The organism is Streptomyces inhibens (assembly GCF_003389455.1).
Lineage (GTDB): Bacteria > Actinomycetota > Actinomycetes > Streptomycetales > Streptomycetaceae > Streptomyces > Streptomyces inhibens.
Map to the genome: position 1 here is coordinate 1 of NZ_QUAC01000472.1, position 26,873 is coordinate 26,873.

The 26,873-nt window shown below is 71.4% G+C and carries 22 protein-coding genes; 15 read left to right on the forward strand and 7 right to left on the reverse strand.

The genetic code is table 11. From position 1 onward, the window contains the following. Nucleotides 1-618: MFS transporter (locus DY245_RS40940; RefSeq protein WP_128512193.1), on the reverse strand; the 618-nt coding region annotated here is incomplete at its 3' end. Between the two features lie 115 nt (nucleotides 619-733). On the opposite strand from DY245_RS40940, the gene DY245_RS40945 reads away from it, so the two are divergent. Continuing rightward, on the forward strand, nucleotides 734-1,297 hold the full coding sequence (locus DY245_RS40945; RefSeq protein WP_244943573.1) for a CGNR zinc finger domain-containing protein: 564 nt from the start codon (nucleotides 734-736) through the stop codon (nucleotides 1,295-1,297). 59 nt (nucleotides 1,298-1,356) lie between these two features. Here the strand turns inward: DY245_RS40945 and DY245_RS40950 are convergent, their stop codons facing one another. Then, nucleotides 1,357-1,878 carry a TerD family protein gene (locus DY245_RS40950; RefSeq protein WP_128512196.1) on the reverse strand — a complete coding sequence of 174 codons (522 nt, stop codon included), beginning with the start codon at nucleotides 1,876-1,878 and terminating at the stop codon, nucleotides 1,357-1,359. A gap of 206 nt (nucleotides 1,879-2,084) precedes the next feature. Beyond that, nucleotides 2,085-2,672, reverse strand: coding sequence for a TetR/AcrR family transcriptional regulator (locus DY245_RS40955; RefSeq protein WP_128512197.1), 588 nt, complete (start codon nucleotides 2,670-2,672; stop codon nucleotides 2,085-2,087). 167 nt (nucleotides 2,673-2,839) lie between these two features. On the opposite strand from DY245_RS40955, the gene DY245_RS40960 reads away from it, so the two are divergent. Both DY245_RS40960 and DY245_RS40965 read left to right on the forward strand, forming a co-directional pair. Further along, on the forward strand, nucleotides 2,840-4,252 hold the full coding sequence (locus DY245_RS40960) for an amidase (RefSeq protein ID WP_128512198.1): 1,413 nt from the start codon (nucleotides 2,840-2,842) through the stop codon (nucleotides 4,250-4,252). A gap of 69 nt (nucleotides 4,253-4,321) precedes the next feature. After that, a complete protein-coding gene (locus DY245_RS40965; RefSeq protein ID WP_128512199.1) occupies nucleotides 4,322-4,927 on the forward strand; it encodes a YdbC family protein in 606 nt (201 codons plus the stop codon). A 27-nt stretch (nucleotides 4,928-4,954) separates the two neighbouring features. Here DY245_RS40965 and DY245_RS40970 read toward each other — a convergent pair whose 3' ends face one another. After that, entirely contained in the window at nucleotides 4,955-5,698 is a 744-nt protein-coding gene (locus tag DY245_RS40970; RefSeq protein ID WP_244943576.1) for a TetR/AcrR family transcriptional regulator, read from the reverse strand. 111 nt (nucleotides 5,699-5,809) lie between these two features. Between DY245_RS40970 and DY245_RS40975 the strand changes: the two genes are divergently transcribed. The 5 genes from DY245_RS40975 (at nucleotide 5,810) to DY245_RS40995 (ending at nucleotide 10,959) form a co-directional block, all read left to right on the forward strand. After that, nucleotides 5,810-7,429 carry an ABC-F family ATP-binding cassette domain-containing protein gene (locus tag DY245_RS40975; RefSeq protein WP_244943574.1) on the forward strand — a complete coding sequence of 540 codons (1,620 nt, stop codon included), beginning with the start codon at nucleotides 5,810-5,812 and terminating at the stop codon, nucleotides 7,427-7,429. 221 nt (nucleotides 7,430-7,650) lie between these two features. Next, nucleotides 7,651-8,310 carry a histidine phosphatase family protein gene (locus DY245_RS40980; RefSeq protein WP_128512203.1) on the forward strand — a complete coding sequence of 220 codons (660 nt, stop codon included), beginning with the start codon at nucleotides 7,651-7,653 and terminating at the stop codon, nucleotides 8,308-8,310. Nucleotides 8,311-8,321: 11 nt separating this feature from the next. Continuing rightward, nucleotides 8,322-9,230, forward strand: a complete 909-nt coding sequence (locus DY245_RS40985) for an ADP-ribosylglycohydrolase family protein (RefSeq protein ID WP_128512204.1) — start codon at nucleotides 8,322-8,324, stop codon at nucleotides 9,228-9,230. 316 nt (nucleotides 9,231-9,546) lie between these two features. Continuing rightward, a complete protein-coding gene (locus DY245_RS40990; protein WP_128512206.1) occupies nucleotides 9,547-10,248 on the forward strand; it encodes a ribonuclease HII in 702 nt (233 codons plus the stop codon). Between the two features lie 66 nt (nucleotides 10,249-10,314). After that, a complete protein-coding gene (locus DY245_RS40995; RefSeq protein ID WP_128512207.1) occupies nucleotides 10,315-10,959 on the forward strand; it encodes a hypothetical protein in 645 nt (214 codons plus the stop codon). Nucleotides 10,960-11,142: 183 nt separating this feature from the next. Here DY245_RS40995 and DY245_RS41000 read toward each other — a convergent pair whose 3' ends face one another. Next, complete coding sequence (locus DY245_RS41000) at nucleotides 11,143-11,859, reverse strand: hypothetical protein (RefSeq protein WP_128512208.1); 717 nt, start codon at nucleotides 11,857-11,859, stop codon at nucleotides 11,143-11,145. 225 nt (nucleotides 11,860-12,084) lie between these two features. Then, nucleotides 12,085-14,250: a RecQ family ATP-dependent DNA helicase gene (locus DY245_RS41005; RefSeq protein WP_128512209.1), complete on the reverse strand. Its 2,166-nt coding sequence runs from the start codon at nucleotides 14,248-14,250 to the stop codon at nucleotides 12,085-12,087. A gap of 125 nt (nucleotides 14,251-14,375) precedes the next feature. Here DY245_RS41005 and DY245_RS41010 point away from each other — a divergent pair, with 125 nt between their 5' ends. From DY245_RS41010 to DY245_RS41035, 6 genes are all read left to right on the forward strand, one after another. After that, nucleotides 14,376-16,106 carry a DUF4192 domain-containing protein gene (locus DY245_RS41010; RefSeq protein WP_128512210.1) on the forward strand — a complete coding sequence of 577 codons (1,731 nt, stop codon included), beginning with the start codon at nucleotides 14,376-14,378 and terminating at the stop codon, nucleotides 16,104-16,106. A gap of 215 nt (nucleotides 16,107-16,321) precedes the next feature. Continuing rightward, complete coding sequence (locus DY245_RS41015) at nucleotides 16,322-18,328, forward strand: glycogen debranching N-terminal domain-containing protein (protein ID WP_128512211.1); 2,007 nt, start codon at nucleotides 16,322-16,324, stop codon at nucleotides 18,326-18,328. A 48-nt stretch (nucleotides 18,329-18,376) separates the two neighbouring features. Next, the gene (locus tag DY245_RS41020) at nucleotides 18,377-19,135 is read left to right on the forward strand and encodes an NUDIX hydrolase (protein ID WP_128512212.1); all 759 of its coding nucleotides are present in this window, start codon (nucleotides 18,377-18,379) and stop codon (nucleotides 19,133-19,135) included. 866 nt (nucleotides 19,136-20,001) lie between these two features. Beyond that, entirely contained in the window at nucleotides 20,002-21,003 is a 1,002-nt protein-coding gene (locus tag DY245_RS41025) for a FadR/GntR family transcriptional regulator (protein ID WP_128512213.1), read from the forward strand. A gap of 403 nt (nucleotides 21,004-21,406) precedes the next feature. After that, on the forward strand, nucleotides 21,407-22,954 hold the full coding sequence (locus tag DY245_RS41030) for an RNA polymerase sigma factor (protein ID WP_128512214.1): 1,548 nt from the start codon (nucleotides 21,407-21,409) through the stop codon (nucleotides 22,952-22,954). Nucleotides 22,955-23,090: 136 nt separating this feature from the next. Further along, a complete protein-coding gene (locus DY245_RS41035; RefSeq protein WP_128512215.1) occupies nucleotides 23,091-23,900 on the forward strand; it encodes a serine protease in 810 nt (269 codons plus the stop codon). Between the two features lie 122 nt (nucleotides 23,901-24,022). On the opposite strand, the gene DY245_RS41040 is transcribed toward DY245_RS41035, so the two are convergent. After that, complete coding sequence (locus tag DY245_RS41040; RefSeq protein ID WP_033267354.1) at nucleotides 24,023-24,253, reverse strand: DUF7455 domain-containing protein; 231 nt, start codon at nucleotides 24,251-24,253, stop codon at nucleotides 24,023-24,025. Nucleotides 24,254-24,696: 443 nt separating this feature from the next. On the opposite strand from DY245_RS41040, the gene DY245_RS41045 reads away from it, so the two are divergent. Beyond that, complete coding sequence (locus DY245_RS41045) at nucleotides 24,697-26,817, forward strand: DNA gyrase/topoisomerase IV subunit B (RefSeq protein WP_128512216.1); 2,121 nt, start codon at nucleotides 24,697-24,699, stop codon at nucleotides 26,815-26,817. Nucleotides 26,818-26,873 lie beyond the last annotated feature (56 nt).

Consider the following 26,873-nt stretch of genomic DNA (forward strand, 5'->3'; position numbering starts at 1 on the left):
GGCCGGCCCGGGGCTCGCCGAGGCCTGCTCGGCGCGCCCGTACGGCAGCCCGGCGACCAGCACCGCCGCGGTGGCCGCCGCGGCGGCGAGCAGCAGCATCGCCGCGCCGGGCGACGCCAGGACGGCCACCACGCTGACCGCGGCGGGACCGGCCACCGACGCGGCGTTGTAGACCGCCGCATCCAGCGCGTACGCACGGTCGCGCCGCGCGCCCGGTGGCAGCAACCCGGCGATCAGGCTGGAGAGCCCGCCCGAGACGACCGGGCCGCAGCCGCCGCCGATCAGGGCGACGGCGAGCGTCAGCGGGGCCGGGGCACGTCCGACGAGCCAGGACAGCGCCGCGATGGCGGCGGCGAAGCCGCCCAGCGCGCCGAGATAGCACAGCCGGGGGCGCCGTATCCGGGTGGTGAGGGCGCCCACCAGGGGCGCGGCGATTACGTGTGGCGCCATCCAGGCGGTGAGGACGAACGCGCCCTGGGCCGCGCTCCCGACGCGCTGCAGCGCCAGCAGCACCATCGCCACTGCCATGCCCTCCTCCGCGAGGCGGGCGAAGAAGGCGGTGGCCAGGTAGAGCGGTAATCCTGATCGTGCTCCTGAGGCGGCGGGGCGCCGGGGCATGTGCATCTCCAGGTTCCGGTTTCCACGGGTAACGGCTTGTCTGTTCAAGACGTTACATTGGAGGGATGCACGAGCCCATGGGGCAGGGGAATGCGGCTTGAGGAGTGGGCAGATCGTGAAAAATGATGCGGTGATCGCGGCAGGCTTCCGGCCTGCCGAGCGGCTGATCGATCTCGCGAACGCGGTCCGCACGGATCCGGACCTCTCCAGGGACGCACTGGCCGGGCTGCTCGCGCGCCACGGGGAGAGCCCCGACGATCTCACCGAGCAGGCGTTCTCGGCGGACGATGCCGACGGCCTGCGGACGGCCGCCGCCCGTCTGGCCGCGGTCCTCACCGAGACCGACACCGACCGGGCGGCCCATGCCGTCAATGCGCTGCTCGCCGCATGCGGTGCCCGGCCGCGCCTCTCCCGGCACGGCGGGCACGCCTGGCATCTGCATGTCGACCGCGGTGACGATGCGGGCTGGGCGGACTGGTTCCTCGCCTCCAGTGCCCTGGCGCTCGCTCAGATTCTCACCGCATACGGGCGCGTCCCGTGGGGAGAATGCGCGGCCTCCCGGTGCACCACTCTCTACCTGGGAACCGGCCCCGGGAGTGCGCGCCGCTACTGCTCGACCGCCTGCGCCTCACGGGAGCGGGTCGCGGCCCATCGCCGCCGCAAGAGGGAGGGCGCCTGACGGAGCGAAGGGGAGGCGGTCGTCCGCCGCCCCCCTCGCTTGGTGTGGTGCGGTTCCCCTCAGCGCCCCATCAGCCCGGCGAACGCCTCCGGGTCGGTGTCGAAGCCCCGGAGCGCCGCGCGGAATCGCCAGTTGCCCGTCTCGTCCCGGGTGAATTCGGCGACCGTCGCCGCGGTGGCCCCGGCAACCTCGGCGAAGTCGCTCTGCGCGAGGTCGGTGTAGCCCTCGCGGATCCGAACGGCGGTGTTCTCTATGTCGCCGAAGACCTTGCGGCCCTCGCCCTGCTGGATGGCCACTCCGACGACGACCCGGCTGTAGGTGTCGGCCAGCCGGTCCAGTTCCAGCGTCATGATCTCGTCGAAACCGAACCCCTGGCCGGTCCGGCTGTCCCGGTTGAGGGTGATGGTCCCGTCGGGCGACCGGCTGTCGAAGTGCACCAGATAGGCCGGGTCGCCGTGCGGTGCGTCGGCCGTATAGGTCGCCGCGACGATATCGAGGTCATTGTCCGGGGTGCCGATGGGGCTGGGGTCCCACTTGAGCGTTACCTCGACCTTTTCGATCCCTTTGTTGAGCGTGCTCACCGGGCTTCCCTTCCTTCATCCCCCGGGGGTGCGGCCCGACCTGCGCGGTCACGCGGACAATCTCCCGGGACTTCCCGTTGGCTGACCATCGTGTCACGCCTGGCGCCCCGTGGGGTGGGATGAACTGCCCCTGGTCAAAGGCAGATTGAGGCCGGGTCAGATGGCTTGAAAGTGCCGTCCGGCCAGTTGGGTCGCCGGGGTCCGAATCAGGATGCGCGCTCGTCCCAGAGGCGGTTGAGGTGGCCGTCGAGCACGTCCAGTGCCATGGCGGGGGAGAGATGGCCGATCAGGACGTGAGTGGTGAGGCCGTCGGCGAGGGCGAGGAGGGTGCGGGCCGCGCGGTCCGGGTCCGGGGTGTCGGCGGCCTCGGCGATCAGCCGGGCGAACACCGTCTGCAGGCCGGCGTAGTTGGAGCGCAGAATTTCGGCCAGCGACGGGCTGACGGCGGCCTGGGCAACAAAGGCCAGCCAGACCCGGGCCTCGGCGCGATGCTCCTCCTGGAGCAGCGAGACCTCGGTGGTGGCGTGCCCCAGTGCCGTACGGGCCGACTGGGCGGGCGATTCGACGAGCCGGGCCGTCACCCGCGCGGCGATCCGTTCGCCGATGTGGCCGAGCGCGAAGACCAGCATCTCCTCCTTGGTGGCGAAGCAGCGTTGGACGGCCCCCATGGACACCTCCGCGCGGGCCGCCACATCGCGCAGCGTCACACCTTCCAGGCCGCTCTCGTCGGCGAGTTGACACACGGCCTCGGCGATCTGTCGGCGTCGGCTCTGGTGGTCGACCTGCTTGGGCATGCCGCGCACTCCGGTTATTCGATGCGTACGTATCGGTGACAAGGTTACGATGTCGAAGCGATGCAAGTGCATCGGAACGTCTTCGTGCCGGGAACTGCGGCCCCCTGCGCCGGGGTACGCGGATGAGGCACCCAGGAAGGCCCCAGGGGCCAGGAGAAGGGGAGGCCATGCGCAACGCGTTGTGGAAAATGGCGGCTCGCGCCCAGGCGGCGGCGGTACGCACCGGCGAGGTGTCGGCGGTGGAGCTGGTCGACGCCCATCTGGAGCGGATCGCGACGGTCAATCCGGCCGTCAACGCCGTCACCCAGCTGCTCGCCGAGCGGGCGCGGGCCGATGCTGCGGAGATCGACCGCAGACGAGCGGCGGGCGACGAACTGGGCCCGCTGGCCGGTGTGCCGTTCACCGTCAAGGAGACCACCGCCATCGAGGGCGTGCCGACGACCTACGGCGCAAAGCGCTTCCGCGACTTTGTCGCGCGCTCCGATGCGCCCCCGGTGGCGCGGCTGCGCGCGGCGGACGGCATCCCCCTCGGGCACAGCAATATGCCGACGCTCATCCTGGCCGGTGTCCACACACGCAGCGAGCTGTTCGGAGACACCGCGAATCCGTGGAGCGGTGCGGTCACTCCGGGCGGCAGCAGCGGCGGTGACGGCGCTGCCGTGGCGAGCGGGATGGTCGCGCTGGGGCTCGGCAACGACTCCGGAGGGTCGGTGCGCATCCCCGCGTCCTTCTGTGGCGTCGCGGGATTGAAGCCGACCTACGGGCGGTTCGCCGCCGATCACCGCATCGGACCGGACGACCCCGCGCTCGCCGCGCAGGTCCTCGTGGTCGACGGCCCCTTGGCCCGTACGGTCGATGATCTCCGGCTCGCTTACGAGGTGCTGGCCGGGGCCGATCCGTGCGACCCGCGGACGGTGCCGGTGCCGCTCTACGGCGAGCCGTTGACCCGTCCCCCGAAGGTGGCGATGGTGACGGACCCCGGTGGGCGCGGTGTGCACCCCGCGGTGCGCAAGGCCGTGGAGAGTGCCGCGGACGCGCTCCGGGATGCCGGGTACGAGGTGTGCGAGGTCGCCGACGTACCGCGGCTGGACGACGCCCTTGAGGTCTACGGCTCGATGACCCGCACGGAGTTCGCCACCACCTGGCCCGTCGTCAAGCCGCTCCTCGGGGAGGGTGGCCATCGCTATATCGAGATGGGGATGGCGAAATCCGCGCCTGTGGAGCTGGCGGAGTATCTGCGGCTGACCGGGGTGCGCATGGGCATCCAACGGGACTGGGCGGTGTTCCTGGACGAGTACCCGCTGGTCCTGGGGCCGGTTTTCACCGATCCGCCGTTCGCGCCGGACGAGGAGGTGCGCGACGAGGAGAGCCATCAGCGGGTGCAGCACGCCATGCGGCTGTGCACCGCGACGAGCTTCGTCGGTGTGCCCGCGGTGGCCGTGCCCACCGGGGTGGTGGACGGGCTCCCGTATGGCGTGCAGGTGATCGGTCGCTCCTACCGGGAGGATCTGTGTCTGGAGGCGGCCGAGGCGGTGGAGCGGCGGCTGGGCGTGCTGACGCCCATCGACCCGCGCCCGTAAGGAAGTTCGGGGTGGTCGGAATGTGACGCGCAGTGATCCCGGTTTGCTCTCGGGCCGTACGATGGCGCGGTGCTGGTCAAGTGGATTCGCCTCACCGTTGTGGACCGTCGAGGGTTCGAGCGGGGGCAGCGGAAATGGGCGGGGCTGCTGGGTGAGCCGGGGTTTCGAGGGCAGGGCGGGGGGTGGAGCCGGGGGCGGCCGGGCGTCGCGCATCTGGTGGCCTTCTGGGAGAGCCGGGCGTTCTACGACTCCTTCATGGCGCGCTCGCACGACCGGCTGGCGGCCGCCCAGGTCGGCACGTACAAGGACGCCCAAGTGCGGCTGTTCGAGCACGAGTTTGATGTGAAGGTCGGCTTCCGCCCCGTGTTCGTGGACGTGGATGTGCTGCGGCTGGCGCACTGCCAGGTGCGCCAGGACCGCGTGGATCACTTCATGCTGATGCAGGAGAAGGTCTGGAACCCGGCGATGGCGGGTTCGCCGGGAATGCTGCGGGGGATGCTGGGGCGGGCTCCGGGAGAGGAGTTCTTGGTGCTGTCGATGTGGCAGTCGGCGGCCGAGCGGGGCAAATACCGGCCCGAACGGGTGGAGCGGCTGGCGCTGCGTGCCCAGATAGCCGCGGACGTCCGGGCGATCGCGGGAGATGTGGTGCAGCTCGAACCGTCGTGGACGGTGTGAACGGCGGAGGCCTTCGGGCGAGCGGACTCAGGAGGCCGCGCCGGGGGTGGCGTCGGCGGGGCCGCGGGTGGTGAACGCCCCTGCGCGGGCCGCGGCCAGCGCCGCCGCCGCGGCCTGGTCGGCGAGCGCGTCGTCGACCGGCTCCCGGGTGATGAACAGACGGAAGAACAGCGGCGCCGAGATGGAACGGACGAGCGCGCCGGCATCGATGGTGCTGTGCGGGGCGGAGCCGTCGTACTGGCCGGCGTCGGAGGCATCGTCCGTGGGGGCACGGCCCGGCCCCGGTGCCGCAGGCAACTCCCCGCGGCGGACCGCGCGTTCGACGATGACCTCGCAGCGCGCGAACCGCTCGGCGTAGTACGCGCGCAGCGCGGCGGCCGCCCGCTCCGACTGGAAGCCGGCGGCGATCATCGCGGAGCCTGACGCGGCCACCGCCGGATCGGTGAAGGACGCCACGACCTCGCGGGCGAGGGCGCGCAGATCGCCCTCCAGGGAACCGGTGTCGGGCGGGACCCAGCTGTCCTCGCCCGCCAGGTCCAGGGCGTCCGCCACCAGGCCCTCGACGTCCTTCCAGCGGCGATAGAGCGTCGTCTTGTGCACGCCGGAGTGCTCGGCGACATATTCGACCGTCAGGCCGGGGTAGCCGTGCTCGGTGAGGCCTGCCAGCACGGCGTCGCGGACGGCGGCGCGGGTGCGGGCCGTGCGGCCGCCGGGGCGCCGGGTGCCGGGGGTGGGTGCGCCTTCGCCGGTCCCGCCCGCGTTCTCGTTCACCTTCTCGTTCGCCGTCTCGCCAGACAAGTGCAACTCCTGTTGCGTTAGTGGATTTCGTGTGCCATGCTCATCGTAATGCAACTCAGGTTGCATTTGCCTTTGGAGGATGGATTGCCCACTCAGATCTCCTTGCGTGACATCACCAAGTCCTACGCCGACCGACTGCTGCTCGACGGCGTCTCACTGTCGATACGCCCCGGCGACCGCATCGGGATCGTGGGGGAGAACGGCGCCGGAAAGTCGACGCTACTGCGCATCATCGCGGGCGCCGAGCAGCCCGACGAGGGCCAAGTGGTGCTCTGCGCCGACGGCGGCATCGGCTACCTCGGCCAGACCCCCGACCTCCCGCCCGACAGCACCGTCCAGGATGCGATCGACGCCGCCCTGGCGGACCTCAGGGACATGGAGCGCAGGCTGCGGTCACTGGAGAGCGGGCTCGGCGACGCCACGCCCGGCAGGCTGGCGGAGTACGGCGATCTGCTCACCCTCTTCGAGCTGCGTGGCGGCTATGAGGCCGACGCCCGTGTCGACAAGGCGCGGCATGCCCTGGGCCTGGCCCAGGTGGACCACGACCGGCTGCTCGGCAGCCTCTCCGGAGGCGAACAGGCCAGGCTGGGGCTCGCCTGCCTGATCGCCGCGGCACCCGAGATCATGCTCCTCGACGAACCCACCAACCACCTCGACGCCGCAGCCCTCGACTGGCTGGAGGACGCCCTGCTCGCCCATCGCGGCACGGTCCTCACCGTCTCGCACGACCGGCTCTTCCTCCAGCGGATCGCGACCGCGATCGTCGAGGTCGACGCCGACCGCCGCGGCATCGTCCGCTACGGCGACGGCTACGGCACCTTCGTCGCCACCAAGGCCGCCGCCCGCCGGCGCTGGGAGCAGGACCACGCCCAGTGGTGCGAACAGATCGCCCGGCTCACCGACTTCGCGGCGGGCACCGCACGCGACGTGGCCCCTGGCCGGGCGATCAAGGACGGCAACAAAATGGCGTACGACCGGGACAAGGGGCGCGTCCAGGCCTCGGTGGCCGGCCGCGTGCGCAACGCCCAGGAACGACTGCGCAGGCTCCGGGAGAAGCCTGTCCCCAAGCCCCCCGAGCCGCTCCGCTTCCGGGCGGCCCCGGGCATCGGCGAGGCCGAGGGCACCCTCGTCCGGCTCGACGGGGTGCGGGTCGGCGACCGGCTCACGGTGGACTCCCTCACCGTCGCCGCCGGCGAACGCCTTCTGATCCACGGCGCCAACGGCGCGGGCAAGACCACGCTGCTGCGGGTCCTGGCCGGCGTCACCGCACCGGACAGCGGGACGGTCCAGCGTCGAGGGCGGATCGGCTTCCTCGCGCAGGAAATACCCGTCTCCCGCCCCGCCGAGCCGCTGCTGACCGCGTTCTGCCGGGGCCTGGCCGGGGACAGGGAAGAGCTGACCGCCCTGCTGCTCTCGTTCGGCCTGTTCCGGGAGCGCGACCTTCAGGTGCCCGTCGGCGCGCTCTCGGCCGGCCAGCGACGCCGGCTCGCGCTGGCCCGTCTGCTGGCCCGCCCGGCGGACCTGCTGCTGCTCGACGAGCCCACCAACCACCTGGCGCTCGACCTCGTCGAAGAGCTCGAAGCGGCCCTGGCCGTGTGGTCCGGCGCGCTGGTCGTCGTCTCCCACGACCGGCTGCTCCGGCGGCGCTTCGACGGCCGCCCCTACGAGATACGCGAAGGCCGCCCGGCCCTGGTCGCCCACTGACCGCACGCACGCCCTGCCGACCCGCCGTCGCGCGCCCCGATCCCGCATGAACCGTCGACCGCATCCGCATCCGCATCCGCATCCGCATCCGCAGCCGCATCCGCATCCGCAGCCGCAGCTCCGCGAGCCGGCGGGGCAGGGCCGGGTCCGGTGCGTACGGGGACACGATTGCGGCCACAGCTGCGTGCGACGTGTACAGGGCAGACGCCTAGGCTGGCGGCATGGCTCGGCCCCGACGCATCGTTCTCATCCGGCACGGAGAGTCGGAGGGGAATGTCGACGACACCGTCTACGAGCGGGAACCCGATCATGCGCTCTCGCTCACGAAGACCGGGCGGCGGCAGGCGGAGGAGGCCGGTGGCCCGCTGCGCGAGATGTTCGGCGACGAGCGGATCTCCGCGTATGTCTCGCCCTACCGCCGCACCCACCAGACCTTCCAGGAGCTCGGCCTGGACCCCGGCAAGGTCCGGGTGCGCGAGGAACCCCGGCTGCGCGAGCAGGACTGGGGCAACTGGCAGGACCGTGACGACGTACGGCGGCAGAAGGCCTACCGCGACGCCTACGGCCACTTCTTCTACCGCTTCGCCCAGGGCGAGTCCGGCGCGGACGTCTACGACCGGGTCGGAGCGTTCCTGGAGAGCCTGTGGCGCAGCTTCGAGGACCCCCACCATCCGCCGAACGTCCTGATCGTCACGCACGGCCTCACCATGCGGCTGTTCTGCATGCGCTGGTTCCACTGGACGGTGGCCGACTTCGAGTCGCTGTCCAACCCGGGCAACGCGGAATGGCGCACCCTGCTGCTCGGCCCGGACGGCCGCTACACCCTCGACCGGCCCTTCGACCGCTGGTGTAAACCCGAGCCTTATGGCGTCACCGGTTAGAGTGCACAGCGATGACCCTCGACCATCGTGACGCAGACCGCTGTGCGCGGGCTCTGGCGAGCCTGCGCGGACTGTCCGTGGGCGACGCCCTCGGATCCCAGTTCTTCGTCCCCGCCCATTACCCCTCCCTCAAGCGCCGCGAGCTGCCTCCCGCCCCCTGGCAGTGGACCGACGACACCGAGATGGCCTGCTCCGTCCTGGCCGTGCTCACCACCCACGGCCGGATCGACCAGGACGCCCTCGCCCACTCCTTCGCCGACCACCACGACTTCGACCGCGGCTACGGCCCCGCCGTCAACCGCATGCTCCGGCTGATCCGCGAGGGCGGCGACTGGCGCGAGCTCGCGTCCGGACTCTTCAACGGCCAGGGGTCGTGGGGCAACGGCGCCGCCATGCGGATCGCTCCCCTCGGCGCCTGGTACGCCGACGACCCCGAGCAGGCCACGCACCAGGCGGAGATCTCCGCCTACACCACCCATCAGCACCGCGAAGCCGTCGTCGGCGCCATGGCCGTGGCCGCAGCGGCTGCCCTGGTGGCCGACCCGACGCGCGAGATCGGCCCCGAGCAGCTGCTGAACGGAGTGCTGGAGCTGATCCCGCGCAGCGCCGTACAAGCCGGACTGCGCCGGGCCCGCGACATGCTCGACTACGCCGACCCCGGGACCGTCGCCGCCGTCCTGGGCTGCGGACGGCGCACCAGCGCCCACGACACCGTGCCCTTCACCCTCTGGGCCGCGGCCCAGCACCTCGGCAACTACGAGCGGGCGTTTTGGACCACCGTCCAGGCGGGCGGAGATGTCGACACCACCTGCGCCATCGTCGGCGGCATCGTCGCCGCCGGCCGCGCCGGCACCCCGCCCGAGGCATGGCTGGAGAGCACCGAGCCCCTCCCGCCCTGGGCCCCCACCCTCGCCGACTGATCACCGCAGCACCGCCCTTCTCCTCGCCCGACGCGCGGTGTCCTCACCTGACGCGCGCTGATCGTCCGCGTCCGCTCCCGTGCGCGCCCCTGACCCCAACGGGCGGCGCCGGGCGGTGACTTCACCCCCGTACGGTCGCGCGCGCCCCGAGGGAACAGCTGCCTCCGGCGCGGGCCCCGCCACGCCCGCGCCCCTTCGCATACCCGTCGGTAGCGGAACCGGCCGGTCCGCCTCCCGCGGTCACCGGGGCCGGTTGTCACCAGGTTCGGATCCGATGCGGACGCCTGGGCCGAATAGGCGTAACCTTGCTGGCGCCATGCCGTACGAGCCCCCCACCCATACCGTCGAACGATCATTGCGCGCCACGACGGGCGCCAAGATCGTTGCAGGTGTCGACGAGGTCGGGCGCGGAGCGTGGGCCGGCCCGGTCAGCGTCTGCGCCGCCGTCACCGGCCTGCGCAGACCGCCCGACGGTCTCACCGATTCCAAGCTGCTGACCCCCAAGCGCCGCGCCGAACTGTGCGCTGTGCTCGGCGATTGGGTCACGTCGTACGCCCTCGGGCACTCCTCACCGGAGGAGATCGACGAACTCGGCATGACCGCGGCGCTGCGGCTCGCGGCCGTACGCGCCCTGGAGGCGCTGCCGGTCCGGCCGGACGCGATCATCCTCGACGGCAAGCACAACTACCTGGGCGCGCCATGGCGGGTCCGCACGGTCATCAAGGGAGACCAGTCCTGCATCGCGGTCGCCGCCGCGTCCGTGATCGCCAAGGTGCGACGCGACGCGATGATGGCCGAACTGGGCCTGGAATACGCCGACTTCGACTTCGCGGCCAACGCCGGCTACCCCTCGCCGACCCATCGCATCGCCCTGGAGGAGTACGGTCCTACGCCGCACCACCGAGTGTCGTGGTCCTACATGGACGCCCTGCCCCGGTGGCGGCATCTGAAGAAGGTGCGCGTCACCCCCGAAGCAGCCGCTCTGGAAGCCGGTGGCCAACTCGGCTTCGACTTCTGAGCGGTGCGGACATCAATTCGGTACCCGATGACGTGTTCCGCACTTACGTTTGATAGACATCCCTTTATGCCTCTCATCCCCGAGGAGCCTCAGATTCACGAGAGTGTCCCGGGTCCCCGCGCAACCCCGGCCGCCGGCCGTACCGCGCCGACCCCCCGTCCTGTTCCTGGCCCCGGTCCCCGCCCCGCGCCTCCGCGTGGCGCCCCCGCGTCCAGTGCCCGTCCGGGCAAGCCCGGACCCGCTGCCCCGCCGCGTGGGCCTGTCGCCGCTCCGCCGGCGCAGCGCACCGGCTCCCAGTCTCCCGCCGGCCTGTCCGGCACCGCGGAAGCGCAGCTCCAGCTCATCCCGGCACCCGCCGCCGGCGCCGTCGACGCTGCCGACGAGGCCGTCGACCTGCTGCTGGACTCCGGGCGTGCGCCGGGCGACATCCTGGTGCTGACCACCGGCGAGACCCACCCGTGGGCCGCGCATGAACTGTCCTTCGGTGAGGCGTCCTACTGGGCCCAACACGACGCCGCGGACGATGTGTTCTACGCGGACGCCACCGCCGAGCGGGCCACCGGCCGGCCGGTCGTGGTCGTCGCCGTCAACGGCGGTACGGACGAGGTCACCGCGCGGGCGCTGCCCACCGCGATGGCCCGTGCCGGAGCACTGCTGATCGTCTGCGGCGACCCGCAGCGGATCAACAGCGTTCTCGGCGCGAACGCCTGACCGCTGCCGGCTCGTAGCAGCCCGTCGGCCCCTGAGGCCGTCGGGCTCGCTCGCGCACCCGGACACGAGGGGCGTGCACCTGCGCGAGCGGGTGTGCACCTGTCCTCTTCGGCGGGCGGTCCGGCCGTGCCGGCCGAGGGGGCCTGCCTCCTTCTCGCGAGGGGTATGCCCGGCTCTCCTCGGTCAGCGCGCCGCCGTGTGCCGATGAGCCTCTGGGGCACCACCACCGGTGCGCCGGGGCGCCGAGCGGCTCTGTGCGACGGAAAGATTCGCGGCCGTGCGCGGCACATCAGGACGCGGCGCCGCCGGGCGACGGGCCGCCGTCATACGAACCGCCCCCGTACGGCGTGGTTCCGTGGCCGGCTTGTCCATGGGAGACGGCCTGGGACGGCGCCCGCCGCGGCCCTCGCCCAGTACTTGCCAGCGGTCGGGAGTCAGCGCGATGTACGCGCCGCAACGGAGCCCGTGCAGGGTGCAGGCGTCGCGCAGCCCCCACATCCACGCCCCGTCCGTCTCCGTCCAACGGGGCTCGCCCTCACGGCAGTAGAGCAGCACGGCCGTCCGGACCGGGGCGCGCAGCCGCAGGTCGTGCGGGGTGACCCGGCGCAGATGCGCCAGCAGCGCATTGCGGAACTCCCAGCCGTCGGGCGCGGCCGCGGACTCGGTGAAGGACGCACTGGCCGTCAACCGCTCCTGCGGATCGAGCACCGCGACAATGGCCGTCGACGGCCCCGGGCGATGACGATCGTGCAGGCCGGCGACGACCTCACGAGGGTTGCGCAGCAACGGAATACCGGCCGAGGCCCACTCTGCGGGCTCCAGCATCCGGCCCAGTCGGGCGGCGGGATCGGCGGACGCGGGCGGGGACACATGCGGGGGCGGGGCGAAGCCAAAGGTCACGTTCCTCCCTTCGTCTACACGTCCGCACGTCGGGCGGCGACCGGGCGCGCGTACGCACCACGACATGGCCCTGCCTGACCACGGACGGCCGGTGTACGGGGAAGCAACCCCAATTCTCGCGGTCGTACAGTCATGCGGCAACGAGCAATTTCCGCAGCCGCCCGCAATCACCCGGTACATCGCAAATATCCCTGCCCGCTGCACCGGACGGGGTGTACGGCCGCCCTAGCCCTGTACGGCGAGGACCAGCGGGAACACCCCTCCTGCTCCGGCCCTGCGCAGCAGCCGCGCGGCCACGGCCAGCGTCCAGCCGGTGTCCGCGTAGTCGTCCACCAAGAGCACCGGGCCGCCCGCCGACGCCAAAGCCTGCGCCAGCTCGGGCGGCACGCCCAACGAACTGTGCAGGGCCCGCAGCCGCTGGGCGCTGTTGCTGCGCGGAATCCTGCCGTCGGCACCGTCGTCCACCGAGGTCACCGTGCCCAGGAACGGCATCCGGCCGACCGCGGCGATCCGCTCGGCGAGCGACCGGATCAGCTGCGGGCGGCTGCTCGACGAGAGGCACACCACGCCCACCGGGCGGGGCGGCGCGTCCGCCGCACCGGATGCCCAACCCCCAGGGCCCTTGGCCCAGTCGGCGAGCACCGTGACCACCGCGGCCGCCACATCATCGGGGACCGGTCCGTCCGGCGACTGCGGCGCCAGCATCGGCCGCAGCCGATTGCCCCAGCCGATGTCCGAAAGTCGCCCCAGAGCCCGGCCGGTGGCGGCCAGCTCGCCCGCCGGGATACGCCCCTTGAGGTCCACACCCACCGCCGGCAGCCCCGTCGGCCACATCCGTCGCGGCTCCACCTCCACGCCCGGGCGCCCCAGCTCACCGCGCGCCGCATCCAGCGATGCGGCAGACACCTCGGTGGTGAACCGCGCCCCGCCGCAGTTGTCGCAACGGCCGCACGCCACCGCCGCCTCGTCGTCCAACTGCCGCCGCAGAAACTCCATCCGGCAGCCCGTCGTGGACGCGTACTCCCGCATCGCCTGCTGTTCGGTCTCGCGCTGACGCGCCACCCACGCATAGCGCTCCGCGTCGTACGACCACGGCCGCCCGGTGGCCGTCCATCCACCCTTGACGCGCTGTACGGCACCGTCCACGTCGAGCACCTTGAGCATGATCTCCAGGCGCGATCGGCGCAGTTCGACCTGCGGCTCCAGCGCCGGCAGCGACACCGGCCGCCCGGCGGCCGCCAGGACGTCCAGCGTCTGCCGCACCTGCTCCTCCGGCGGGAACGCCAACGACGCGAAGTACTTCCAGATCGCCTCGTCCTCACGCCCCGGCAACAGCAGCACCTCGGCGTGCTCGACTCCACGGCCGGCGCGGCCCACCTGCTGGTAGTACGCGATCGGGGACGACGGCGAGCCCAGATGCACCACGAACCCTAGGTCGGGCTTGTCGAAGCCCATCCCCAGCGCGGAGGTCGCCACCAGCGCCTTGACGCGGTTGGCGAGCAGATCGTCCTCCGCCTGCTGGCGGTCGGCGTTCTCCGTCTTGCCCGTGTACGAGGAGACCGTGTGCCCCCGGTGCCGCAGGAAGGCCGTGACCTCCTCGGCCGCGGCGACGGTGAGCGTGTAGATGATCCCCGAGCCCGGCAGCTCGTGCAGATGGTCCGCGAGCCAGGCGAGCCGGTGCGCGGCGTCCGGCAGCGGCAGTACGCCCAAGCTCAGGCTCTCCCGGTCCAGCGGCCCACGCAGCACCAGCGCCTCGGTGGATCCCTCACCCGTCCCGAGCTGCTCGGCGACGTCGGCGGTCACCCGGGCGTTGGCCGTGGCCGTGGTGGCGAGCACGGGCACACCCGGCGGAAGGTCGGCGAGCATCGTGCGCAGCCGTCGGTAGTCCGGCCGGAAGTCATGGCCCCAGTCCGAGATGCAGTGCGCCTCGTCGACGACCAGCAGGCCGGTCGCCGCCGCGAGCTTGGGCAGCACCTGATCACGGAAATCGGGGTTGTTCAGCCGCTCCGGGCTCACCAGCAGGACATCTACATCGCCGGCCGCCACCTCGGCCTGAACGGTGTCCCACTCCTCGGTGTTGGCGGAGTTGATCGTGCGCGCGCGGATCCCGGCCCGCGCGGCCGCCTCGACCTGATTGCGCATCAGCGCGAGCAGCGGGGAGACGATCACGGTCGGTCCGCTGCCGCGCTCCCGCAGCAGCGCCGTCGCGACGAAATAGACCGCGGACTTGCCCCAGCCCGTGCGCTGCACGACCAGCGCGCGGCGGTGGTCGGCGACCAGTGCCTCGATCGCCCGCCACTGATCCTCGCGCAGCCGGGCCGTGCCCCCGGAATCCCCGACGAGGCGGGTCAGGACGGCATCGGCTGCGGCACGCAGCTCTTCGTTGCTCATGCCCCCATGCAACCCGATGCCACTGACATCGCGCGAACCCCCGCCCGAAGCTGTGGATAACCTCGTCGCCCGCGAGTTATCCACAGGGGTCGCGGCGCGGCGGCCGGACGCGGGATCTTCAAGCCATGAATCCGCACAGCGAACCGCGCAAGCCCATCACCGACATCGACTCCGACTCCGATTCCGTCACGACACCCTCCGCCTCGTCCGCCTCGTCCGCCCCCTCCACCCCGGACTACACGAACACCTCGGATTCCCTCACCGCCTCCCACGCGGCCGAGCCGTCGGCCCCTGACGACCCCACAACCGCATCCGGCTCATCTGGCCCATCCGGCCCCACTGGCCCCATCGACGCCACCAGCGCCACAGACCCTGCAGAAGCCTCCAGCCCCACCGATCCTGCCAAAGCCGCCAATCCCTCCACCCCCTCTTCTCACTCCAACCCCTCTGCTTTCTCCGGCCCCGACCACATCACCAGCTCCCCGACCCCGCCCAACGAGTCCAACCCCTCCAGTAGCTCCCACCCCTCCCACTCCTCAGCCCCCTCCGACGCGGCCACGACCCCGCCCGCCGAACCCCGGGTCACCCTGCGCAGCCCGGCCGAGCTCGCCGACGCCCTGCCGTATGTCCTCGGCTTCTATCCGGACGACAGCGTCGTGATGATCGCGCTGCACGGCGAGCGAGGACGCTTCGGAGGCAGGGTCCGGCTCGGGATCCCGACGGACACCGCGCAGTGGCCGGACGTCGCCGACCAGCTCGCCGACTGTCTGATCTCGGCAGGTCAGGAGCGTGACGCCCGGCCCGCGGCGATCATCGTCTACCTCTGCCAGGAGCCCGCGGCGGGCGAGAGCGGCAAGGACGTCAAGGACCGGCTGCGGCCGCTCGCCCAGCGGCTGCGCACCGCCTGCGGCGCGCTCGACGTACCCGTCCTGGAGGCCCTGTGCATCTCCAACGGACGCTTCTGGTCCTACTGCTGCCCTGACTTCCGGTGCTGCCCAGCCGACGGCACACCGATGGTCATGCCGGGCACGTCCGTGATGGCCGCGGCCGCCGCGTACGCGGGAATGCAGGTACGCGGCTCGCTCAAGGAGATGGAGGCCAGGCTGGCGCCCCGTACCGGCCGGCGGGCCGCCGAACAGGAGCAGACGCTGGATGCGGCAGCCGGCGCGCTCGTCCCGCGGATGCTCCGGAGGGACGGTGCGATGGCCGTCCGCCGGGAGACCCTCGACCTGGCCGCGGCCATGATCCACCGATTCCGTCAGGACACCCCCTCGGGCAGCAACCGGGCCAGGGACGCCTGCGACGACGCGCTGATCACCGACGCCGAGGCCGCCGATCTCATCCTCGGGCTCCAGGACCGGGTCACCCGCGACCGGGCGGCCGAGTGGATGGACGGTCCTGCCGCTGCCCCTGCCCTCCGGCTCTGGCGCGCCCTCGCCCGCCGCTGCGCCGGCAGCTACTCCGAACACGCGGTGGCACCGCTCACCCTTGCCGGGTGGGTCTGCTGGTCCACCGATGACGGACCTTCGGCACGCGTCGCCCTCGGCTGCGCCCTGGCCATCGACCCCGACTACACCTTCGCCCAGCTGCTGCACCGCGCCATCAACGAAGGCCTCGATCCGGAGCCGCTGCGCCGCTGCCTGCGCGAGCAGCACTGGGAGGCGGCGAGCGCCGACGACGGGCCCGTACCCGCGGCCAAGGAGGCACCGCAGCCCGCGAAGCGAACGGGACCGCCCCGGCCCGGACCTGCCGGCCGCCCCCGCGGACCTCGCGGTGGCACCGGTCCCGGCAGCCGTACGACCGACGGGCGCGGCCGGCGCAGGGCCGGGCGGGACAGCGACCGGAGCCGGCGGTGACCGCGCCGTCGCTGCGTGGCCGGCGTGACCTGGGCGCCGGCCGGACCGTTCACCTGTGTGGCGCAGGCCGTACGGAGCCCCGACCTCATCAGGGAGCGCAGAGCGTGCCAGGCATCGTCCCCACCACTCAACCGGTCCGCCGGCCGTCCGGAGAGCGGCGCCCGGCACCACCTCCGGCCCCTCAACCGCAACCCGTCCACTCCTCACTGGTCTGCGTGGCACTGCCGGCCCTCGCCGTATCCCCGGCCTCGGGGCAGCTGACCGGCCACGGCCTGGACGGCTTCTACCGTGACGGCCGACGGGTCCTGTCCCGCTGCGAACTGCGGGTCGCGGGTGGCGAACCGCTCGTCCTCCAGGGGCGGTTGACCGGCGCGGACCGCGCCCGCTTCATCGGGACGATCCGCAGGACCGGCGAGCACGGACCGGACCCGGAGATCCGCATGGAGCGGCTGCGGTCCGCCGACGGCACCGAGCGGATCACGCTGTGCAGCAGCGCCGCACGGCCCGTTCGGCTGCCGGTCGAGATCCGGCTGGGCACGGACCTCGCGGAACTCGGAGCCGTCGCGGTCGGCCTCCCCGGCCCCGAACTGCGGGCCGCGGTCCACGGCTCCGGGCTCCGCTGGTCCGGGCCCGGTGTGCACGCGGTGGTGTCCGCGACGCCGACGCCCGAGGACGCGCTGGCCTCGGCGGGCCTGCTGCGCTGGGAAGTGGACCTGCCACCCGGCGGCCGCCGCACCATCGAACTGCGCGTCGCGCTGGAACACGACGCCGGCCGACGGCCCGGCACCGGGCCCGCCGGCAACCACCGGAGCCCCGGGGGTGCCCGCATCCCCGGCCCGCGCTCCGGGACGCTCGCGCCGCGGACCCGCACCGACCGGCCACCGCGCCCCTGGACGGCTGCCCGGCTGGAGTGCGACGACCAGCGGGCCGATGCCCTCATGGCGGGCAGCCTCGACGATCTGCACGGCCTGGTGATGCGCGACCCGGTCGCACCCACCGACATGTACGTGGCCGGTGGATTCCCCTGGCGCTGCGGCCTTGCACCGGCCGAGGCGCTGTGGACCGCCCGGATGCTGCTACCGATGGGCACCCGGCTCGCCGCGGGCACACTGCGCGTGCTCGCCCGCAGCCAACAAGCCGCACCAGGGGCGGATTTCGGCCGAATTCCCGGCGCTCTCCGCGACGCGGGACCGCACGCCCCACCGAGCTGCACCGGCATCGAGGCAACCCTTCTGTTCCCCACCGTGCTCGCGGAGGCGCGCCGCTGGGGACTGCCCGACCAGGAGACCGAGCGGCTGCTGCCCGCCGCGGAGCGCTGCCTGAGATGGCTGCGGATCACCACCGACCCACCGGGCGGCGGACGCGGTTACGTCCCCGACCCCGCGCCCGACGGGCCGTACCGCTGCGAGACCCAGGCCCATGCCCACCGTGCCGCCCTCCTGGGCGCCGATCTCCTCGACGCCGCCGGATCGTCCGACGCGGCGGCGCTACGGGACTGGGCCGCGGACCTGCGCACCCGGTTCCGTACGGACTTCTGGCTGGAGGACCGCGCGGGCGGCCGCCCCGCGGCCCTGCTCACCGCCGACGGGCGGCCCGTCCCGCAGCTCGTCTCCACCACCGCGCATCTCCTCGACACCGGACTGCTCGGTGGTGGCGCCCTCGCCCCCGGCCTGCTGGATGCGGCACAGACCGATCAGCTGGCCAGGCTGCTCGGCGGCCCGGCCATGGACTCCGGGTGGGGCCTGCGGGGGCTGGGCGCCAAGGAGAGCGGCTACAACCCGTTCGGCCACCGCAGCGGCGCGGTCCGCGTACACGAGACGGTGATCGCCGCCGCCGGACTGGCCGCGGCCGGCCACGAGCGGGCAGCCGGCGCCCTGACCAAAGGCGTCCTCGACGCCGCCGACAGCTTCGGGAACCGGCTCCCGGAGATGTACGCGGGGGAGCAGCGCACCGTCCACGGCGCCCCCGTCCCGCACCCGGCCGCCTGCCGTCCCGCGGCGGTGGCCGCCGCCGGCGCGGTGCACATACTGCTCGCGCTCGCCGGTCTGCGCCCCGACGTCCCCGCCGGAACGGTGGCCCTGCGGCCGCTCGGCACGGCTCCGCTCGGCGCGATACAGCTCACCGGCCTGAGCGTCGCGGAGCAGCCGTTCGCCGTACGGATCAGCAGACTCGGCATGGGGATGGTGGAGGTGGCGGCGGATGGTCTGCAACTGGGTTCCTGAAGCGCTTCGGGGCCTGTTTATCGTCAGGCGGACGACTATGATCACGCCATGCCTCCCTACGACCCGTCGGCCTTCCCGCCCTTCGCCGTAACCGTCGACCTGGTCGTGCTCACCGTGCGCCGCCACGCCCTGTGCGCGCTGGCCGTGCGCCGCGGTGAGCCGCCGTTCCAGGGCCGCTGGGCGCTGCCCGGTGGCTTCGTCCGGGCCGACGAGGACCTTGAGGACGCGGCCGCCCGGGAGCTCGCCGAGGAGACCGGTCTGCACGCCCAGTCCCCGACGGGCCCGGCACCCGCCTACGGCGCACACCTCGAACAGCTCGCCACATACGGAGACCCCAAGCGCGACCCCCGGATGCGGGTCGTCAGCGTCGCGCACCTGGTCCTCGCCCCCGACCTGCCCGCCCCCACGGCCGGTGGTGACGCCCACAGTGCGCGCTGGGCACCGGTGGAGACCCTCCTGGAGCAGGACGAAGCCCGCGAGGGCGAGCTGACGGCCCCGCTCGCCTTCGACCACGCCCGGATCCTCGGCGACGGCGTGGAGCGGGCCCGTTCCAAGATCGAGTACTCCTCGCTCGCCACGGCCTTCTGCCCGCAGGAGTTCACCGTGGGCGAGCTGCGCCGGGTCTACGAGGCGGTCTGGGGCGTCGCCCTGGACCCCCGCAACTTCCACCGCAAGGTGACCGGCACCCCCGGATTCCTGGTGCCCACGGGCGGCACGACAACCCGCCAGGGCGGTCGCCCCGCACAACTGTTCAGGGCCGGCGGCGCGACGCTGCTCAACCCGCCGATGCTGCGCCCGGAAGTCTGAGCCGACGCCGCATGCCGAGCTGCCGCAGGGGCCGGAAGGCGCTCGCGAGGACACGACGAACCATCATGATTGAATAATAACGAGAAAATAGGACATATCGCGGTACCTTGGCCGTGTGAGTCCCCTTGTACCCCCGACAGCTCCCCACCGGCCTCACGCCCCGCGAGGGCACCCGTCCGAAGCGCGGCCCCATGAACGACCGCGCCGGCCGGCCCGCCCGTAGCCGCGGCCCCGATCCTCGAACCCCCGGCCCCCGCACCGCTGTTGGCGCGATCCGGCGACGGTTTCGACGCCCCGCTGCGTTCACGGGGCGGCCCGGCCCGATCAACTGACCTGCCCTGCCTGGCCGCATCCGGAGTCTGTGCAGTCCCCGCGGGCAACGAGGCTGCGCTCCCCACCCCGTTCGGTCCGCCTGCTGTCATCACCATCGTCGAGTGGCGTCTTCTCGTCGCCGGCTGGGTGGTGGGTGCGGCGGCGCTCCGAATTGGACGGAAGTGCCGGTCGGCGACGTACTCAAGTCCATCGCAACGGAGTTACCGCCAATGCCTCGGAGTCTCGCCATAATCCGGGTCGGAGGCCGTCAAGTGGCGATCCGGCGGCCGTCAAGCGCCAGTCCGGAATCGACCGACGCGTATCGATCGTGAGGTAGTGCGCGATCCAATCCGTGGGCGGCGCATCGATGTTGCCGCCGACCGGTCTGGCCTGCGGTGATGTGGGTACGGCGCGGCCTGGTTTTATGTTCTGATCGAGTAAGGCGCCTGTTTCGGCGCAGTGTTGTTATGGCTGCTGCCCATAACTCGCCGCGGAGAGCGCATTTCTTTCCGATAAAGCGTCAATTCGGGGATGGGGGGCGATCACCCTTTCGTGTGCTTTTCACCAAAGACCTCAAGGGTGTTCAGGGTGTCGCCGACAAAGGATGCGTGAGTACCCTTGCGCACACCATGATGACCGCGGCTCGCCCCGGCGACACCGGCCTCGCAGGCCCGGGCGAGCTTGACCGCTACCCCTACGCGAACGCCGCCAACGCCGCGAACGCCACCAACGCAGCAGGCCAGGACCGTGCCGAGCGCGTTTCGCAGGTCTGGGACGGCTCTGAAGCAGACATCGGCCGGGTCGGCCGTCGCGCGGCCGGCAGCCGCGGCCGCGGCCTGCACGGCCAACTCGTCCAACAGCTCGGCCAGATGATCGTCTCCGGCGATCTCGGCGCCGACCGCCCGCTCGTCCCCGAGGAGATCGGCCAGCGCTTCGAGGTCTCCCGCACCGTCGTCCGTGAGTCGCTGCGCGTCCTCGAGGCCAAGGGCCTGGTCAGCGCCCGACCCAACGTGGGCACCCGGGTGCGCCCGGTCAGCGACTGGAACCTCCTCGACCCCGACATCATCGAATGGCGGGCCTACGGCCCACAGCGCGACGATCAGCGCCGCGAGCTGTGTGAGCTGCGCTGGACGATCGAGCCACTCGCCGCCCGCCTCGCCGCCGGCCACGGCCGCGAGGACATCCAGCAGCGGCTCGCCGACATGGTCGAGATCATGGGCCACTCCGCGGCCCAGGGCGACACCATGACCTTCCACCGCGCCGACGCGGAGTTCCACTCGCTGCTCCTGCAGCTCGCCGGCAACCGCATGCTCGAGCACCTCTCGGGCATCGTCTCCTCCGCCCTGCACGTCTCCGGCGGCTCCGCCGGCGGCTGCGAGCGACCGGTCGAGACGTCCGTGGGTCAGCACATGAGGGTCGTCGACGCCATCGGCTCCGGCGACGCCACGGCGGCCGAATCCGCGATGCGCCAGCTCCTCGCCGCTCACGGCGAGGCCGTCGGCCACGGCCCCGGGGCGCCCGTGGACCACGTCGTCCCCGCGCCCCGCGAGCACTGAAGGCCCGTACTCGACCGCGTACGGACCGTAGGCGCCGCGCGGCCCCCGTGCCCCGCGTCCCCCTCGGGCGGGGCACGCCGTACGCGGCGAAGGCGCACAAGATTGCCGGATCCGGGGCGTCGACCGGATCCGGCGAGAGACCTTGGGAGGGTTGCATGTCATATGACTGGGAATGGGTCGTTATGGGGTGTGACTCGGGCCACGCAGATTGGGCGTAACGCTCTTCCGGGAAGCGCGATGACTTAAGAGGTGATAGCCGAGGAGGGAATACGGACGGCGTTCGTGACGCTGTTCAACTCCCCGGTTGCCCCTGCGCCGTCGGTCCATCCCCACCGGCGGTCGTCGGCTCCGATCCACAGTGGACGGGGCCGGAAGCCGTTTCCATCGTTCCGAGAGGTTGTTCGTGTCGGCCAGCACATCCCGTACGCTCCCGCCGGAGATCGCCGAGTCCGAGTCTGTGATGGCGCTCATCGAGCGGGGAAAGGCTGATGGGCAGATCGCCGGCGATGACGTGCGTCGGGCCTTCGAGGCTGACCAGATTCCGCCAACCCAGTGGAAGAACGTTCTGCGCAGCCTCAACCAGATCCTCGACGAGGAGGGTGTGACGCTGATGGTCAGTGCCGCAGAGGCGCCCAAGCGCACCCGCAAGAGCGTCGCAGCGAAGAGTCCGGCGAAGCGCACCGCCACCAAGACCGTCGCGGCAAAGGCCGCCACGGTCAAGAAGACCACCGCCGCCGCCCCCGCATCTGTGGGGGACCCGTCGGCCGGTGAGTCCGAGTCCGCGCCCGCGAAGAAGGCAGCGGCGAAGAAGACGACCGCCAAGAAGGCGACCGCGAAGAAGACCACGGCCAAGAAGGCCACGGCCAAGAAGACCGGCAAGAAGGACGTCGACGAGCTGCTCGACGACGAGGCGACCGAGGAGACCTCGGCGCCCGGCAAGGGCGACGCTCCCGAGGCCGCCGAGGGCGCGGAGAGCGCCGGTTTCGTCCTGTCCGACGACGACGAGGACGACGCCCCCGCGCAGCAGGTCGCCGCGGCCGGCGCCACCGCCGACCCGGTCAAGGACTACCTCAAGCAGATCGGAAAGGTCCCGCTCCTCAACGCCGAGCAGGAGGTGGAGCTCGCCAAGCGCATCGAGGCGGGTCTGTTCGCCGAGGACAAGCTGGCGAACTCCGACAAGCTCGCGCCGAAGCTCAAGCGCGAGCTGGAGATCATTGCCGAGGACGGCCGCCGGGCGAAGAACCACCTCCTGGAGGCCAACCTCCGACTGGTCGTCTCCCTGGCCAAGCGGTACACCGGCCGCGGCATGCTCTTCCTGGACCTGATCCAGGAAGGCAACCTCGGTCTGATCCGTGCGGTCGAGAAGTTCGACTACACCAAGGGCTACAAGTTCTCGACCTACGCGACGTGGTGGATCCGCCAGGCCATCACCCGCGCCATGGCCGACCAGGCCCGTACGATCCGTATCCCCGTCCACATGGTCGAGGTCATCAACAAGCTCGCGCGCGTCCAGCGCCAGATGCTCCAGGACCTGGGCCGCGAGCCCACCCCGGAGGAGCTGGCCAAGGAGCTCGACATGACCCCTGAAAAGGTCATCGAGGTCCAGAAGTACGGCCGTGAGCCGATCTCGCTGCACACCCCGCTGGGCGAGGACGGCGACAGCGAGTTCGGTGACCTCATCGAGGACTCCGAGGCGGTCGTCCCGGCCGACGCGGTCAGCTTCACGCTTCTGCAGGAGCAGCTGCACTCGGTGCTGGACACCCTCTCCGAGCGTGAGGCCGGCGTGGTGTCCATGCGCTTCGGCCTCACCGACGGCCAGCCCAAGACGCTGGACGAGATCGGCAAGGTCTACGGCGTCACCCGTGAGCGGATCCGTCAGATCGAGTCCAAGACGATGTCGAAGCTGCGTCACCCGTCGCGCTCCCAGGTGCTGCGCGACTACCTCGACTAGTCCAGCCGGCCCGGACAACGCCGCGAGCCCGGTCTCTCCTTGGTGGAGGGGCCGGGCTCGCGGCCGTCCGGGTGCGCCGGGCCGCCGTTTGGGTCACTCTAAGTAGGCGAGCATTGTCCCAGAGTCAGGAGTTCGCATGCGTCCGACCGCACACGCTGCCCTCGGAGCCCTTGCGCTGGCCCTCGTCCTGCCGACGTCGGCGGCCGCGGACGAGGTGGTGATCGGCGGAAAGCCCGTCGCGCTGTCGCGGAGCCCCTGGGCGGTCGCGCTGGCCTCCCACGACCGCTTCGGTGCCCAGCGCTCCGGACAGTTCTGCGGCGGCGTGCTCGTCGGTCACTCGACGGTGGTGACGGCCGCGCACTGCCTGAGCAAGGAGGTGCTGGGCGTCCCCTGGCGACAGGTGAGGGATCTGCGGGTGGTCATCGGACGTGACAACCTCACCGGCGGCGGCGGGCAGGAACTCAAGCCCGCGAAGGTATGGGTGAACCCGCGCTACGACAGCTGGACCAACGAGGGCGATATGGCCGTCCTCACGCTGGACAAGCCCGTCCCCAACCGACCCATCCCGATAGCGGGACGGCATGACAGCGCCTATCAGCCGGGCAGTAGGGCCACGGTCTACGGCTGGGGGGACACCACCGGCGGCGGCAGCTACGCGTCACGGCTGCGGTCGGCGCACGTCAATGTGCTGCGCGACGAGGTCTGCGCACGGGCCTACCCGGGCAACGCCGACGGCAAATACAGGCCGCGGTCGATGGTCTGCGCAGGGGAGCCTGAGGGCGGCCGGGACGCCTGCCAGGGGGACAGCGGCGGGCCGCTGGTCGTGCGCGGACGGCTGGTGGGGCTGGTGTCATGGGGGACCGGCTGCGGTCAGGCAGGCAGCCCCGGGGTCTATACGCGGGCGTCGGCGCTGCTCCCGGCCGTGTCCGCACACGGGGCCGGCTGAGCGGCACGGGGAGCTGACCGGTATGCGTGCGCGTACGAGTGCGGGCGGTCTCCCGGTGGTGCCGGGGTGACCGCCCGCTGCACGGCGCTGGGCCGCTGCTCGCTCGTCGTGGATGCGAAGTGTCAGCGTTCCTCATCGGACGCAGACGCCGGAGGGGCGGTCAGCCGCTCCGTCTCGTCCTGTATTTCCGCGGCGATCTTCTTGAGTTCTGGCTCGAACTTGCGACCGTGGTGGGCGCAGAAGAGCAGTTCTCCGCCGGACATCAGGACGACGCGCAGGTATGCCTGGGCGCCGCAGCGGTCGCAGCGGTCAGCGGCCGTCAGCGGGCTCGCGGGTGTCAGAACAGTAGTCACGTCGCCTCTTCTCTAGCTCGACGAGCTGTCGTACCAGGGTCAACATCCAACCAGGCCGAAAACGTTCCCGCTCGTGCCTTTTCCTCGAAAAAAATTCTCGGAGGGGGCCGGGTGCTGCCGGGTGGCGGCGAATGAGCCGTATTGCTTGGTGGTCTGATTCACGTTGGTTGTTGGTCTGTCCCCCCGGCTGGCTTGCCGGTTGTTGATGAGGACGTGCCCGGAGCCTAAATGGTTCATGCCTCGAAGGGAACGTGATGTGCACGTCACTCGGACGTCACCCCTTCGAGAGATCGAACGTACGAGCGAAATTCTACTACCATGGGCATGCTTACGGGTGGCGTCACATCGGCTCTACTAGGCCTCGGTACCCTCTGACCGGCGACACCGCCACAACCGAGTCCGCGGAATGCGGACTGCCAGAAATTCAGCGAGGAGCGAACCGCGTGACCGCCGAGATGTCCGTGCCGTCCACCGCAGTGCTGACCGGGGCAGACCGGGACGGTTCCAACTACACCGCGCGGCATCTGCTCGTCCTCGAGGGCCTTGAGGCCGTCCGGAAGCGTCCCGGCATGTACATCGGCTCGACGGACAGTCGCGGGCTGATGCACTGCCTGTGGGAGATCATCGACAATTCGGTCGATGAGGCGCTGGGCGGCTACTGCGACCACATCGAGGTGATCCTCCACGACGACGCGTCGGTGGAGGTCCGCGACAACGGCCGCGGCATCCCCGTCGACGTCGAGCCCAAGACCGGCCTCAGCGGCGTCGAGGTCGTGATGACCAAGCTGCACGCCGGCGGAAAGTTCGGCGGCGGCTCGTACGCGGCCTCCGGCGGTCTGCACGGCGTCGGCGCCTCGGTCGTCAACGCCCTCTCCGCCCGGCTCGACGTCGAGGTGGACCGCAACAGCAAGACACACTCGATCAGCTTCCGCCGCGGCGTCCCCGGCATCTTCACCGAATCGGGGCCTGACGCCCCCTTCGACCCGGGCAACGGCCTGCTCAAGGGCAAGCGGATCAACAAGATGAAGACCGGCACCCGGGTCCGCTACTGGGCCGACCGGCAGATCTTCCTCAAGGACGCCAAGCTCTCCCTGGAGACGCTGTACGCCCGCGCCCGCCAGACCGCCTTCCTCGTACCGGGCCTGACCCTCGTCGTCCGTGACGAGCGTGGCATCGACGGCGCCGGCAAGACGGAAGAGACGTTCCGCTACGACGGCGGTATCAGCGAATTCTGCGAGTACCTCGCCCAGGACAAGGCCGTCTGCGACGTACTGCGGCTGACCGGACAGGGCACCTTCAAGGAGACCGTGCCCGTCCTCGACGACCGCGGTCACATGACACCGACCGAAGTCACCCGGGAACTGGGCGTCGACATCGCGCTGCGCTGGGGCACCGGCTACGACGCGGCGGTCAAGTCGTTCGTCAACATCATCGCGACGCCCAAGGGCGGCACCCACGTCTCCGGCTTCGAGCGCGCGGTCGCCAAGACCGTCAACGAGGTGCTGCGGTCGAGCAAGCTGCTCCGGGTCGCCGAGGACGACGTCGTCAAGGACGACGCCATGGAGGGCCTCACCGCCGTCGTGACCGTACGGCTCGCGGAGCCGCAGTTCGAGGGCCAGACCAAGGAGGTGCTCGGCACCTCCGCCGCCTCCCGGATCGTCGCCCAGGTGGTGAGCAGGGAACTCAAGGCGTTCCTGACCTCCACGAAGCGGGATGCCAAGCAGCAGGCGCGCTCCGTCCTGGAGAAGGTCGTCGCCGCGGCCCGTACGCGTATCGCCGCCCGTCAGCACAAGGAGGCCCAGCGGCGGAAGACGGCGCTGGAGTCCTCCTCGCTGCCGGCCAAGCTCGCGGACTGCCGCAGCGACGACGTCGACCGCAGCGAACTGTTCATCGTCGAGGGCGACTCGGCGCTGGGCACCGCGAAACTGGCGCGGAATTCGGAATTCCAGGCACTGCTGCCGATCCGCGGCAAGATTCTGAATGTCCAGAAGTCGTCGGTCTCGGACATGCTCAAGAACGCCGAGTGCGGCGCCATCATCCAGGTCATAGGGGCCGGATCCGGCCGCACCTTCGACATCGACGCCGCCCGCTACGGCAAGGTCATCTTCCTGGCCGACGCGGACGTCGACGGCGCCCACATCCGCTGTCTGCTGCTGACCCTCTTCCAGCGCTATATGCGCCCCATGGTGGAGCAGGGCCGGGTCTTCTCGGCCGTCCCGCCGCTGCACCGCGTCGAACTGATCAACCCCAAAAAGGGCCAGGACAAGTACATCTACACCTACTCGGACAACGAGCTGCGTCAGACGCTGCTCGAGCTCCAGCGCAAGAAGGTCCGCTACAAGGACAGCATCCAGCGCTACAAGGGCCTGGGTGAAATGGACGCTGACCAGCTCGCCGAGACGACCATGGACCCGCGGCACCGCACCCTGCGCCGCATCAACATCAGCGATCTCGAAGCGGCGGAGAAGGCCTTCGACCTCCTCATGGGCAACGAAGTCGCCCCCCGTAAGGAGTTCATCACCAACTCCGCGGCCACTCTGGACCGTTCCCGCATCGACACCTGAGCGGACCGCAGCTCCCGACGGGCGCCTCTCCACCCCTGGGTGGAGAGGCGCCCGTC

Excerpts from the sequence above, each read along its gene's own strand:
- DY245_RS40960 (WP_128512198.1), top strand. The coding sequence starts at position 2,840 with ATGCGCAACGCGTTGTGGAAAATGGCGGCTCGCGCCCAGGCGGCGGCG.
- DY245_RS40955 (WP_128512197.1), bottom strand. The coding sequence starts at position 2,672 with ATGCCCAAGCAGGTCGACCACCAGAGCCGACGCCGACAGATCGCCGAG.
- DY245_RS41010 (WP_128512210.1), top strand. The coding sequence starts at position 14,376 with ATGAATCCGCACAGCGAACCGCGCAAGCCCATCACCGACATCGACTCC.
- DY245_RS40980 (WP_128512203.1), top strand. The coding sequence starts at position 7,651 with ATGGCTCGGCCCCGACGCATCGTTCTCATCCGGCACGGAGAGTCGGAG.
- DY245_RS40995 (WP_128512207.1), top strand. The coding sequence starts at position 10,315 with ATGCCTCTCATCCCCGAGGAGCCTCAGATTCACGAGAGTGTCCCGGGT.
- DY245_RS40990 (WP_128512206.1), top strand. The coding sequence starts at position 9,547 with ATGCCGTACGAGCCCCCCACCCATACCGTCGAACGATCATTGCGCGCC.
- DY245_RS41035 (WP_128512215.1), top strand. The coding sequence starts at position 23,091 with ATGCGTCCGACCGCACACGCTGCCCTCGGAGCCCTTGCGCTGGCCCTC.
- DY245_RS41020 (WP_128512212.1), top strand. The coding sequence starts at position 18,377 with ATGCCTCCCTACGACCCGTCGGCCTTCCCGCCCTTCGCCGTAACCGTC.
- DY245_RS41005 (WP_128512209.1), bottom strand. The coding sequence starts at position 14,250 with ATGAGCAACGAAGAGCTGCGTGCCGCAGCCGATGCCGTCCTGACCCGC.
- DY245_RS40985 (WP_128512204.1), top strand. The coding sequence starts at position 8,322 with ATGACCCTCGACCATCGTGACGCAGACCGCTGTGCGCGGGCTCTGGCG.